At 42.4% G+C, this 14,374-nt stretch carries 7 protein-coding genes and 1 tRNA gene; 1 reads left to right on the forward strand and 7 read right to left on the reverse strand.

The window, feature by feature from the left end; genetic code table 11:
* The first annotated feature begins 76 nt into the window (after nucleotides 1–76).
* A complete protein-coding gene (locus SJY16_RS00840) occupies nucleotides 77–700 on the forward strand; it encodes a cysteine hydrolase family protein (RefSeq protein ID WP_377887182.1) in 624 nt (207 codons plus the stop codon).
* A gap of 35 nt (nucleotides 701–735) precedes the next feature.
* Here the strand turns inward: SJY16_RS00840 and SJY16_RS00845 are convergent, their stop codons facing one another.
* From SJY16_RS00845 to hppD, 7 genes are all read right to left on the reverse strand, one after another.
* Nucleotides 736–1,722 carry a hypothetical protein gene (locus SJY16_RS00845; RefSeq protein WP_377887183.1) on the reverse strand — a complete coding sequence of 329 codons (987 nt, stop codon included), beginning with the start codon at nucleotides 1,720–1,722 and terminating at the stop codon, nucleotides 736–738.
* Between the two features lie 174 nt (nucleotides 1,723–1,896).
* On the reverse strand, nucleotides 1,897–10,128 hold the full coding sequence (locus SJY16_RS00850; RefSeq protein ID WP_377887184.1) for a carboxypeptidase regulatory-like domain-containing protein: 8,232 nt from the start codon (nucleotides 10,126–10,128) through the stop codon (nucleotides 1,897–1,899).
* A gap of 238 nt (nucleotides 10,129–10,366) precedes the next feature.
* A tRNA-Arg gene (locus SJY16_RS00855) sits at nucleotides 10,367–10,442 on the reverse strand.
* 97 nt (nucleotides 10,443–10,539) lie between these two features.
* On the reverse strand, nucleotides 10,540–11,679 hold the full coding sequence (locus SJY16_RS00860; protein ID WP_377892000.1) for a homogentisate 1,2-dioxygenase: 1,140 nt from the start codon (nucleotides 11,677–11,679) through the stop codon (nucleotides 10,540–10,542).
* 20 nt (nucleotides 11,680–11,699) lie between these two features.
* On the reverse strand, nucleotides 11,700–12,581 hold the full coding sequence (locus tag SJY16_RS00865) for a fumarylacetoacetate hydrolase family protein (protein ID WP_377887185.1): 882 nt from the start codon (nucleotides 12,579–12,581) through the stop codon (nucleotides 11,700–11,702).
* A 5-nt stretch (nucleotides 12,582–12,586) separates the two neighbouring features.
* A complete protein-coding gene (locus SJY16_RS00870) occupies nucleotides 12,587–13,216 on the reverse strand; it encodes a flavin reductase family protein (RefSeq protein WP_377887187.1) in 630 nt (209 codons plus the stop codon).
* Nucleotides 13,217–13,249: 33 nt separating this feature from the next.
* The gene (hppD, locus tag SJY16_RS00875) at nucleotides 13,250–14,368 is read right to left on the reverse strand and encodes a 4-hydroxyphenylpyruvate dioxygenase (protein ID WP_377887188.1); all 1,119 of its coding nucleotides are present in this window, start codon (nucleotides 14,366–14,368) and stop codon (nucleotides 13,250–13,252) included.
* Nucleotides 14,369–14,374: the final 6 nt, after the last annotated feature.

Raw genomic sequence — 14,374 nt, forward strand, 5'->3', positions numbered from 1 at the left:
TTTTATTTCATTACACTCTTGGGTAAACTACATACAATTTCCAATTCTACTATCTATTATAAGGAGTGGAGTTCATATGAGCAAAGAACATACAAAATCTGAACATCAGCAATCATCCGTAGCGCTACTATTAATCGATGTTATCAATACAATGGATTTTGAAGGTGCTGAACTACTAGAAAGATATACAGAAGAAACAGCTGATCACATTGCAGCCTTAAAAAAGAACGCAAAGGCTAGTGGGATGCCTGTCATCTATGTGAATGACAACTATGGCATGTGGCAGTCGAATTTCAATAAAGTGGTCAACTATGCTGCAGAGGCAAATGGGAAACATCTTGTAGACCGACTAGCCCCTGATGATGATGACTATACAGTCGTTAAACCGAAGCATTCAGGTTTCTTCTCTACACCACTTTCTTCCTTATTAAAATACCTAAAGATCAATACGCTTATTCTCACAGGATTTGCGGGGAATATCTGTGTATTGTTCACAGCCAATGATGCTTATATGAGGGAATATGAACTTTACATCCCAGAAGATTGTAGTGCTTCCAACGTTCAAGAAGATAATGATTATGCTTTGAAACTAATGGAAGGAAATCTAAAAGCGAATATTCAAGCTTCTACTGAACTAAACCTCAACGACATCATGCAAAAAGCTGATGAAAAAAATACCGTTACTTCGTATGGAGGATAATCAAAGCCCCCCTCTACCATAGAGGGGGGCTTTGATTACGAACTTGTTTGGAAATAAGCTGGTCTTTGTTCAAATGCAACATTTAAGTAAGTAACCATCAACTTATCATCAAACAACTTACTTCCTTTTCTGAGACTTTGACAATACCCATTTTTAAACTCAAGACGATCAATGGTAAACGTATGACTGTACTCACTGCTTACCGTCACTTCTATAGCACGTTCGTCTGCTTTGAATGCAAGTATCGTGTCATTGATTTGGAAGCGAACTTCCTCTATGTATTTAGAATGATACATACACGTCATACATCGAACAACTTCATAATAGCCTGCATCCGTTGTTACATGCTCTAGCTTGTACCTTTTCAAATCTGAATCTATGTATTTCATCACGTCTTGAACTTTTTTAGAAGGAATCACAAGTCCTACATTCGTAGTCAATGAACGATAAAAGCGCTTTTTGATCCCTACCTTATAAGACACTAGTCCAATACACCATGTGGCGATCAAAACCGGCAAGAGATATGAAAGGATTGCCTGGTGAAAAATCGTCCAATCGTAGTACCATACAAGAAGTAGAACTATAAGAGAGAATAGTATCCCTGCTAGTAAGGTTTGAGGTCGATAATCGCGAAAATCATCTTCAGCGCTCGAAAGCTCTGCTTTCAACCATTCCAGCTCATATAGATCAAAACGATGTAGTTCCTTTTGGAACCAGGAAGTATCACGCATCCATCCGTCTGACCTTCTATGGTGCAAAAACCCTTTAAAGAAGCTATGAATATTTGAATTCGTTTCCATCTTACGTTCAATTGTCTGTCGAAACGCACGATCATAAGCACGTGCTACTAGACTGATGACTTGCACAAACACAAGAAGTGAAAGCAATAATAAGAAAAGCTGCCCCCATGGATTATCTGTAAATAGAGTTTGCACCCCATCAACCAGCGGAGAAAGCTCAGATTTTAAATTGATTCGTACGGCTCGAAACACTTCGGCCGCTGCACCTTTCCACTCGTCCAACGTGAAAGCCTCCTAACCTAGCAATCTTTTGTATCTATCATATCACCTTTGCAATTCTTTAGCTTGCATTTTTTAACAACAATGGTTTATGACAACCACATAAATCCCTAGAAAATAGCTGCCTTCACAAAGAAAAAACGATGAGTAGATCACTCATCGTTCTTCTGCATTCAATCACTTTATCGGAGAGATCGTCACGCTATCCAAGCATACGATCAGCGTTCTTATACCCTGAACAGAAACATAAGAGAAGTAACCGGTTCCTTCTTCTCGATCTAATCGTATCAATGTGAATACGGTTGGAATTTCTTCGCTTCCCGCTAACGAATATTGTCTCCCAGTTTCTTTATCGAATAGATAGTACTGGTTAGGACCTGGTGGTGGCGGAGTTGGAGTTGGACCACCTTCTAAAGCAAAGTCTATCCTCTCGTTTTCATTCTCCTCTAAAAAGACAGGTATTGACTTCGTCTCATACTGAGCTGCAGATGCGGATACTGTATAGTCGCCTTCCCCAAGACCACTGATCGAATAAGTGCCATCCGAATTCGTAAAATCTTCAGCAAAGATATTATCATTGATTCGAACAGTGATGCGCGCTCCACCAATAGGCAAGCCGGTTCTCTCGCTTGTGACTGTTCCATATATGGTAGCTGGATTAATCACTCCCAAGATGAAATCAATATCAGTCAACCTGCTTCCAGGCTGTACGGTGATTTCTCGTTCATCAGATGCATACCCCGGAAGAGATGCGATAAAGGTTAACGTTTCACCAGGAAGGTAACCGATCACATAATCTCCTTCACTACTTGTTTCACCAAAATTCACAAGTAGTCCGTTCGAATCAAACACTCGAACCCCTACATCATTCAGTGGATTGCCATCTCGATCTGTAACCGTTCCACTAACTGTGGCAGGGTTAGCAAGAAGAGCAAAGTTTCTCTCAGCCGTTTCGTTTGATGATATGACCACTCTCTGAGCATGAGATTCTAATCCAATCCCAAGTGCTCGAATAGTATAGGTGCCAGGAGTGAGACCACGCATAAGATAAATCCCATCTTCATCGGTCAACGTATGGGTAATCATCACATTGTTTTCATCCGTTACAAGCACAGACACACTCATTACAAACTCATTCGTTACTGCATTTTTTACACGGCCCGTAATGTTTCCTGGGTTCGTATCTAACTCAAAATTGATTACTTCATCTTCTAGTGGTTCCGCTGTAAAAGGAGTGACCGCTGACCCATACACTTCATTTCTTGCCTTTACTGTGTATTCACCCGGATCGAAATTCTCAAAAAGGTAATTCCCATTCTCATCTGTTTGACCTCGTTGCACGATTGCTCCGCTAGATGAATTAAGGTGCATATACGTCTTAGGGCGCGGGAATCCAGCTCCTCTATCTGTTACCCGACCGCTCACACTTGAAGTGAGTGGGAAGAGTGTAAAATTTTGAACAGTTGTTTCACTTTGGAAAATCTCCACTGTAGCTAGGTCATTACCTAAACCTCCACCAAATACAGATACAGAGTAAATAGCAGCCGATAAACCTTCAACACTATATTCTCCGTTCTGATCAGTTATAGTAGATAGAAGAAATGGACCATCAGGACTTAACCACCTTAGCTGTACAAACGCCCCAGACACCAGTTCTCCAGTCTCCTCGTTTGTTACTACTCCACTTAAAATCCCAGGATTCGATGGTAGAGCGTAATTGAGCGTTGTTGTCTCGCCACTAACAACGATAGCCGAGGCCATAATGGCACCATAATCAGGATGACTAACAGGAATCTCATAAATACCTGGACTTACGTTCGCAACCAAATATCGCCCATCCGCTTGTGATAATACCGTCGCATTTTCAATACAAGCAAGATCCAATACTTGTATGATGGCATCAGCGATTGGTGCTCCCGTCTCTTTCGAAGTAATAATTCCCTGAATGCTTCCTGGGTTTGGTGGAAGGTCGATTTCTGTTGCTGTTGTCTCATTTGAATCGATGGTTACGCTTGTTGCGTTCGTACCGTAATTATCTCTTGATGCCGTTACAAATAATGGACCAGTAGGAAGGCTATCAACAGTAAATGAACCCGTTTCATCTGTAGTTCCGTTTGCTACAACTTTATTCGCCACGTCTTTTACATCTACAGATACACCAGGGACACCGGTTTGTGAATCTCGATCTACTACCTGACCACTCAAAGAACCCGAGTCCTTAAAGAGTGTAATATCAAGCTCACTTATCACTCCATCAACCACGGTTACAGGAACCACTTTCGATTGATAGCCATCCGCAGTGATACTAACGAGGTATTGACCAGGTGCTATATCACTGAATTTGAAGGTGCCTTCAGGAGTGCCCAGGGTTGATTGAAGGAAGAGCCCTCGACTATCTAGTAGTCTTACTCCGACTGTTGAAACGTCAATTCGTTCACCATCCACATCCTCAAGAACCCCAAATATAGATCCAGTGGGTTCGGTTAACCCTTGATCTACTACAGTTGTGTCACCTTCTGAAACAATGGCTCCTTGAACGCCTGTTCCAAGATCAGGTTGTTCAGTGGAAACAACATATGAACCATCCGGTAGTTGATCCACCACATAATTTCCAGTCTCATCAGTTACCGTGGTTACAGTCACATTACCGTTACTATCGACGACATTAACTGTAGCACCTACGGTCGGCTCACCTGTTGTTTGATTAACGACTGTTCCGCTAACTGTTCCCGGATTATCTTGTAAAGCAAAATCGACTGTTTTTATTTCATTAGCAACTAAAGCGATTCCTGTTGATTGCGTTATGGCATCCGGTGAAGAAGCTTGCACGGTATAAGTGCCGGGAGTTAGACCCCCCATGGAATAAACACCGTCTGACGCTGTAGCCCCTATTCCGATGATAACTCCGTTCACATCGATAACTTTAATCGCAGCACTTGTTAACGGTGTACCAGTAGAATCTACCACTGTACCCGTTAAACTTGCTGTCTCGAACAACAATGAGACATTTGTTGTTGTCGTTTCATTCGGTGAAACAATACTACCTGTCGAGGTTTCAGGATATCCGATCGAATTAACCACAACAGTGTACTCGCCTGGTACTAAACCTGAAACCGTGTATTCTCCTAATCCATCAGTAATGGTACTCGCAAGCGGAATGATACTTTGGGCACTGAATAACGTTACCTCTGCACCAACAAGCCGTGAATCCGATTCTGCATCAAACACGGTACCCGTTATGGCTCCAGGACTTTGTGCTAATTCAAAGTTTAAAGTGGTCGTGTCATCTGAAATAACAAAGGCAGCAACTTCTTGCTTTTGGTAGTCTGAATGACTTGTAACTACCCTAAACTGGAGCGGAGATAGCCCTGTGAATTGATAAAAACCATTTTCGTCAGTCGATGTCGAGTAAACAAGTATTCCATCTAAATTGAAGACTTCTACCATGACCCCAGAGAGCGGGGTACCTGTAGTCGCGTCTAAAATAGCACCGGCAATTATCCCAGGATTCGGCGTGACTGCAAGATCGACTGTTTGTGTTTCATTAGAATTCACGATTGTCGTTGCTTCAGCTGCTCCAAAACTAGCACTAGACACAACGAGTGTGTACGTACTAGGAGATAAGGTGGCCACTTCATACCCACCATTTTCATTAGTAATGGTAGTAGCGATCGTTGGACCATTTGTCGTTTGAGAACGAACAATAATTGTAGCACCTACAACTGGATCACCAGTAACAGCATTCGTAATCGTTCCTGCAATCGTCCCAGGTTCTGGAGATAGCGCAAAGCTTAACAGAGATATTTCATCCGGTAAGATAGAGAAACTTGCAGTACTGTTCGTGTAATCGTTAGCTACAACGAGAGCTGTATAATTTCCAGGTGTTAATCCCTGTGTTAGAAATTCACCGAACCCATCAGATGTAACCGTCGCAACTTGAGAACCATTTTCGTCGAATAACGTAATCGTTCCTACAATCGAATTCCCCGTCACGATATCTGTTAAATAACCAGTAAGGAAACCTGGATTCTCGGTCAACTCAACATTCACACTCTTCGTTTCACCCGGATTAACGACAGCCGTTACGCTTTCTGCGCCAAACGTTGCTGCTACAGCACTAACGACGACAGTACCTGCTGAAATATTTTCAACAGTATATTCCCCATCGAATCCCGTAATCGTAGTCGTGATTGGTATCCCGTCTATCGTTGTAATCGAAAGAGTTGCCCCAGGAACTCCCTCAGAAGTCGACGTATTGATAACCCTTCCAGTTAATGTACCTGGTAATAATGATAAAGGCACCGTTACACTTCCTGTTGAAGCCGCCACCACATTCGCACTGGTTGTATTCGCTGCATAATTCGTTGCAGTAGCATTAATGAAGTATTGACCTGGTTGAAGGGAAAAGATCGTAAATGTGCCATCGGAATTGGCGACAAGTGTTTGAAGAAGCGATCCATTTTCATTTGAAACGGTGATTCCGGTATTATCTCCCGTAATCGGGTCACCATTTTCATCAACGACTGTTCCGGTAATATTACCAACTGTGCTCGTTAACGTAACATTGGCAACAGTGCTTTCATTGCTGCTCACGATCACTCCAATAAAATCTGTGGAATAATTCGGTGCAGTAGCAACGACTGTATATGCTCCAGGCGCAAGTCCTTCCAAGAAATACTCTCCGAATTCGTTCGTTGTCGTGGTTCGTATTTGAAGGTTATCAACAGTACGCACAATTACGGTTGCACCAGGTAATAGGTTTCCGTCTGTGTCATTAATTTGACCAACAATGGCACCGGGATCAGGAATAAGTGTGACATTTGCATCAGTTACAATTTGGCCAGGGCTCAACGTAACTCCGGTTGTATTTGAAGAATAGTTTTGAGCATTCGTCACGATTGTGAATGCACCAGGAGCAAGGTTCCCTATTGCATAGTTACCATCTTGATCTGTTCCTGCTGTCCACAATAACGTGCCATTTGCATCAATAATTTGTATCGTTGCGTTTGACACAGGATTACCTGAATCGTCGGTAATTACGCCGCTAATCTCTGCCGGGTTCGGTTCAAGGGTGAGCGAGGTATCCGCTATTTCATCTGATAAAACTGTAGCTCCGGTTGTCGAAGTTTGATAATTTGGAGCTGTTGCTGTCACGATATATTGCCCTGGTTGTAGGTTCTCAAAAAGGAAGTCACCACTTGGATTTGTTAGAGTTGACCCGATCAAAATGCCGTCAGACGTCGTTAAAGTTATGAGGGTACCATCAACTAATGGAATAATTGACCCTGAGATCGAGCCAGGATTACTCACAAGACTTTGATTCACAACAGTCGTTTCATTTGATTGCACGATTGCTCCAATGGAAGCTGATTGATAACTGTCCGCGACTGCAGTAATCGTATAATTTCCTGGCGCAAGACCATTAAATTCATAAGTCCCATCTGTACCAGTCAGTATCGTCCCCACCAAAAATCCTGTGTCATCTACAACTCTAATGGAGACATTTGATAGGGGAGCTCCTGCCGTATCGGTTAAGGTTCCCGTGATGCTTCCAGGCGCTGGTGTTAAGACGACGTTAGTCGTTTCGACTTCTCCTGGTGATAATGTGACGGAGGCTCCGTTTGTCTGAAAATCAACAGCACTCGCAACAATTCCATACGTACCAGGAAGTAAATGATTCACTTCATACTGTCCAGTCAAGTCTGTAAAAGTGGTTGTTAAAACGTTACCGTTAAGATCAACTACTTTGACTTCGATCATCAAATCAGTAATTGGTAGCCCTGTTGCAGCATTAATGATGGCCCCCGTTACGCTAGCTGGGTTCGGTTCAAGGATAAAATCTGTCGTTGTCGTTTGATCTGAGACGATTGTTGAACCTGTTTGTTTACTTTGAAAATCTTCGAGGAGAGCAGTGATGGAATAGTTGCCCGGCGCTAGACCTGTCGCTGTATAGACCCCCTGGTTGTTCGTCACCACTTGAGTGATATTAGCGCCCGTACGATCATCTCTGATCGTTAACACCACACCTTCAAGCGCTATCCCGTCTAATGACCTTACTGTTCCAGTTAATGTGCCTGGATTTGGAGTTAACGTTACATCAGCGGTAGATGTTTCATTAACAATGACCGAAGCCCCTACCGTTTCCGAGGAGAATCCATTATTCGAAGCAGTAATGGAATATGCGCCTGGAATAAGATTGTTAATGATATAGTTTCCATTACTATCAGTTGTTGTGGAAGCTACAAGTACGTTGTTCGAGAAAATTTCGATGACAGAACCGGCAACCGGATTGCCAAGCGTATCCGTGATTGTTCCTGAAATTGCACCTACGAGCTGCTCTAACGGAACATCTAACGTAGTTGTTTGCTCAGATTGAATTTTCGCCCCTACGGTTTGCGAGCCATACCCTGGTGCTACAAACGTTACCGTATAAAATCCCGGCGCTAGCATTTCGATCGTATATTCTCCGTTAAGGTCTGTCGTAGAAGTTGCTACAGTAACTCCAAGGCCATTCGTTACCTGGATGGTCGTACCTGGCAGTGGAGCTGAAGTCGTTGCATCTGTGATCGTTCCAGTCAATGTCCCAGGATTTTCTTGTAACGTACCATTCAGAACTTCCGTTTCGCCGGCTTCTAAATTAAAGCCAAGAACCTGGGTAGTGAATAATGACTTACTAAATCTAATTTTATAATCTCCTGGCGCTAGTTCATCGATCGTGTAGACTCCCGACACATTCGTCGTTGCTGTACTAATAACAGAACCAGCTAAGTTCAAGACTTCAACTAACGCACCATTGATCGGATCGCCATCTTCATTCCTTACTTCACCCTGTACCGTTCCAGGATTAGGTTCAAGAACAAAATTAACAGTTGAAGCATCATTTGCTGCAACCGTCACCCCAACTGCGTCAGATTGAAAATTAGTTGCAGTGACATTTAGTGAATATTGCCCAGCTATAACGGAGGGGAACGAATAGGCTCCAGTAGCGTCTGTTGTCTGTGTACCAACGATATTACCCGCCGTGTCTACTAACAGTATCGTTGCATTATTGATTGGACCACCAACTGAGTTTAAAACAGTACCAGATATACTACCTGGAAGCTCTGTCAAAAATACATCTTTTCTTGTAATATCACCTGCATTAATCGTAACGGCGGCAATAGTGGTAATGTAATTAACCTTTGAATATTCGATTGTATACGTATCTGGTGTTATACCGGTAAAACTGTATTCCCCGTTAGCATTCGTAGTGGTCGTTGCGATTGTGGTTGCGCCATCTTTCAACTCAACATTGGCATCCGATACAGGAAACCCTGTGAACTGATCGCTTACAATACCAACAACGCCCCCGTTTACTGTAACGGTTATCGTGCTCGTTATTGGGTCCGTTTGCAATCGATCTCCTGTATTATTGTCGTTTCCAGTAACGCTTGCAGTCTCCCACGTTTGAACACCAGCTTCATTAAAGAACCCACTAACTTCGAACTCCAACACGGCAGACGCACCTGGCGCTATATTCCCAATTCCCCAACAGAGCGTTTTCCGTCTAGAACTAAAGTTTGCGTTTCCTTTTGTTTTGCTTGTTATACTAAAAGTATTGAGTATATCGAATTGAATCAGGTCATATAGACTGACATTTGTTGCTTCGCTTCCTCCTGTGTTCTCAACAATTAATTGTGCAGTAAATGAAACTTCTTCACCCGCTGATACACTAGCGGGACCGCTAACAATCTCTTTCCTCAATTCTAAACTCGCCTTCACATTTGTATCATCCACTGTTATAGGATCTGAAAAGGCATCGGTAAACTGAAATCCTTCACTTACTCTCAAAGAGTCTTTATTGTAATTATTAGAATTAGTCGCGGTATACGAAATCAATTTTAATGGCGTTTGGTCTGTAATATTAAGATAGTCGAACAAAATATTAGCTGGAATAAAGAAATCCAAGAATACGTTATCATCGTTACCAAATCTCGTATTCGCAGGCTTTACTCTTGCAACGTCGTAATTAATAATTGGCCTAGAATAATTAGGATTTCCTTTTCCATTTGTACCTTCAGCAGGATCGTTCCAGGAGTTTACTTCTTCTACCGTGTTTTGAATTAATACAAGCTCTTCATCTAAGCCATCAACTGCCAATAGCCATTGGTAAGTCCCGGGAGCACCTCCTGTATTGAACAGAACACCCCATGAAAAATTCTGAAAGCCCGTCTTTTTTCTGTTTCGTGGATCTTCCCTTAAACGTAATCGGAAATAAACATTCGTCCCATCGTAAGCCATTGCAAATGATGGATTCGACTGATTTCCAACAAGATCTACAGCCGTGGGTGATTGATCACCCGTCACATCGAAATAAACACCCGTGCCTAATGGAATCGGGCTATATTGTATATCATTAGGAAAAGACACTTTTCCCCCTCCTTATAGTTACTCTTATAGACTTATGTTCCTTACTATCAAGTTGTAATAGTTGTTCTACCTATAACAAGGGGTTATTTCCATTTATTTTCATTTCGAATAAGCCTATTTTTTTACGTATGTAGCCCAAAAAACAATAAATACATAAAAAAGCACGCGATCCATTTACATGATAATCGCGTGCTTTTTTATACATTTATATGTTTCACGAAAATAACCTTATCGAATTTGGTGGCCCCGAGAGGAATCGAACCTCCGACCTGCGGTTTAGGAAACCGTTGCTCTATCCCCTGAGCTACGGGGCCGAATGGTATTTATTATACAATAAAAGTCCATGTAAGAAAAGTAATAGCGCGGCTATTCTTTAGCCGCGCCTTCCGTTCGTTTCCCCCAATTGATCATTTACTCTGTAACCCAACTTTTCATGTATGCTTCATCCTCGTACTCTTTCGCCTGCTCGATGGTTTTGAGCGGTCTGAATGTATCGATCATAACAGCAAGCTCGAGCGTTTCTTTTTTGCCGATGCTTCCTTCGATCTTACCTGGATGAGGACCATGAGGAATACCAGATGGGTGCAAGGTGATAGAAGCCTCTTCAATCCCTTTACGACTCATAAAGTTTCCCTCAACATAATAAAGCACTTCATCACTGTCGACATTACTATGAAAATATGGTGCTGGAATCGACTCTGGATGGTAGTCATATAACCTTGGCACAAATGAACAAACAACAAAGTTATTTCCCTCGAACGTTTGATGGACAGGCGGTGGCTGGTGGATGCGACCCGTTATCGGTTCAAAGTCACTTATGTTGAACTTCCATGGATAAAGGTATCCATCCCACCCGACCACATCCAAAGGGTGATGATCAAAAACATGCCGATGTAAGCTGCCACGTGCTTTTGTCACAACTTCAAATTCACCTTTCTCATCATACGTAGTAAGACGTTCCGGTCCCCTAATATCCCTCTCACAGAAAGGACTATGTTCCATCAACTGACCATACTCGTTACGATACCGCCTAGGCGTTGTGATCGCGCTAGTTGCTTCGATCACTAGCCATCGATTCTGATCATCTTCAGGAATCACACGGTAAATGGTGCCAATAGGAATCAAAATGTAGTCACCAGGTTCATAGGTAATCTCACCAAACATTGTTTCGATTTTACCAGTCCCATGATGAACGAAGAATAACTCATCTCCGTCTCCGTTACGATAAAAGTAATTCATTGTTTCAATGGGATTTACAACTCCGATCAACACATCCTCATTCCCCAGGAAATAACATCTATCGACAACAGCATCCCCCTTTTTGTCGTATGCTGCCGTACGGAAATGACGATGTTGTAAGGCACCTTGCTTCTCATACTCGGGTATAGCATCCTTTAGGTAACTTGCTTCCTTCACCGCTGTAGGAAAATGATGATGATAGAGAATGGATTGAATACCCGAGAATCCTTTTGTACCCATTACCTGTTCTCTATAAAGCGATCCATCCTCTTTCTTAAACATCGTATGCCGTTTATGAGGAAGCTCCCCCATCTTCTGGTAATAAGCCACTCTTACTCCTCCTCTCCAACAACATTAATAAGGCTGCCAAGATGAGTAATGGAGAGTTCCACTCGATCACCAGGCTTTAACCATTCACGTCCATATTGTTCAAGAATACACCCACTGCCTACTGTACCTGATCCAATCACTTCTCCTGGATACAGCGTGACATCTTTCGAAGCTCGTTCAATCAATTCCCCAAATGAATAGTACATGTCTTTCACATTTCCCACGGAATATTGCTCACCGTTCACAATTGCTTCCATACTTAAATCTAGTTGGTTGTCATGCAGTGGTATTTCATCAGGCGTAACGAGATAAGGCCCAAACGATGTTGCAAAGTCTTTCCCCTTCGCAGGTCCAAGCCCCACCTTCATCTCCTTCGCTTGAATATCACGCGCACTCCAATCGTTCATGATCATGTATCCGAATATATAATCCTTTGCTTCATTAGCTTTTATATTTCTACCTTTTTCACCTATGACACAAGCAATTTCGAGTTCATAGTCTAGTTTTTCACAGCCTCGAGGAGGAGAAATAGAATCCTCTGGACCCTTTACAGCGTGATGGTTCGTAAAATAGAAGACCGGAAACTCATACCATTCGGGCACGACATCCAGACCTCTTTTCCCTCTAGCTGTAACAACATGTTCTTCAAAAGCATAAAAGTCTCTAATGCTTGCTGGACGAGGAAGTGGTGCTTTTAGCTTCACCTGAGAAAGATCATGCCCTTCATCTAACTGCAATTCCTCAATCGCATAGTTTCCTTTAATTAACTCTAGAAGATCACCTGGCATTGTTCCCTTAGAAGCTCGGTTTAGGTTGTACACTTTCCCATCTGTTAAAATACCTGCATGTTCTTGACCTTGTCTTTCATACGTGACGAACTTCAAAGTCCTCAGCTCTTTCCTTCAGCCGTTGTTTTTCTTTCTAACGCAAATGTATCCGTGGTAGCTCTCGTATATTCCTGCCCTGCAAGTCGTCCGACAGGTTTCAGCAGTTTAGTATTAATCTTTCCGTCCTCATACAACTCATCACGTACATGAACCATAACTACTTTTCCGATTACAAGACTGCCTGCTCCTTCATGATCACCAAATTCAACAATTTGATCGAGCACACACTCAAGCTGCACATCACTCTCTTTCACCCTTGGTGGTGTGATACAAGCACTTTCGACCTTTGTTAATCCCGCTTCTAGAAATTCGTCTGTTCCGTGAGCAAAGGGTGTCGCACATTCGTTCATCGGCTCAACGATACGTTCACCTACTATGTTGATGACGAACTCTTTTGTTTCTTCTATATTGATAAGCGTATCTTTCTTATCACCCTCTCCTGCTTTACGCATAGGGGCGAAACATACCATCATAGGGTCCGCACATATTCCGGTAAAAAAACTAAATGGCGCTAGATTCACTCGTCCGCTATGATCCATGCTAGATACAAATGCGATCGGACGAGGAAGAACCGAACCAATCAGTAATTTGTATGCATCTTTCCATGCAAGAGAATCTGGTTGAACTTTCATATCGGCAACTCCTTTACCATCATTTTGTCGTGATTATAAGTTGCCTCTTCGTTCCTGTTCTCGCTCAATTGCCTGAAACAAAGCCTTGAAGTTACCCTCACCGAATCCTTTTGCACCTTTACGTTGGATGATTTCAATGAAAAGAGTTGGACGATCGACAACAGGCTTCGTGAAAATTTGAAGGAGATAGCCTTCATCATCTCGATCCACTAATATTTTCAGTTCGCGTAGTTTGTCGATTTCTTCATCAATTTCACCCACACGATCAGTTAGTACATCGTAGTAATTATCGGGCGCTTCAAGAAATTCAACTCCCGCATCTCTTAATTTCCCTACTGTTGTTACGATGTCATTCGTTAACACAGCAATATGCTGCACACCAGGGCCATTATAGTAATCTAAGTATTCCTGAATCTGAGACTTCTTCTTACCATTTGCTGGCTCATTGATTGGGAATTTAATTCGACCACCATTATGCATCACTTTCGACATTAAAGCGGAATATTCTGTGCTAATATCATCATCATCAAAGTGAATCATCTGTTTGAAGCCCATTACATTCTCATAGTAGGAAACCCATTCTTCCATCGATTCCACATTCCCTACGCAATGATCGACGCCGAGGAGTCCTGTTGTTTCAGAAGGAATATCCCCTTCAAATTGTTTAAATCCTGGCATAAAGACACCTTCATAGTCTTTACGTTCCACCAAAGTATGGATCGTGTCGCCATATGTACCAATAACAGCGACTTTTACTTTCCCAAATTCATCATTGTATTCTTTAGGAGGACTAAGCTCGATCGCTCCACGCTCCGAAGCTTCTTTGTAAGCCTTTTCAACATTCTCCACAGTAAGAGCAATATCCTTCACTCCATCTCCGTGAAGCTTGACAAAATCTGCAATTGGGTGATTATTTGAAAGAGCGCCTGTTAGAACGAGTCGAATATTATTCTGTTGAAGCACATAGGATACTTTCTCGCGATCCCCAGTTTCAAGCCCTGAATAAGCTACTGGTTTAAATCCGAATGCCTTACAAAAATAATGACTTGATTGCTTAGCATTACCGACATAAAGTTCAAGATAATCGACATCATGCACCGGGAAAAAATCTGCGGTATCCTGCTGGCTATTATTCAACGTTTGTTCCTGCACGTAAAT

It is taken from the genome of Alkalihalobacillus sp. R86527 (assembly GCF_042466185.1).
Taxonomy (GTDB): Bacteria; Bacillota; Bacilli; order Bacillales; family Guptibacillaceae; genus Guptibacillus.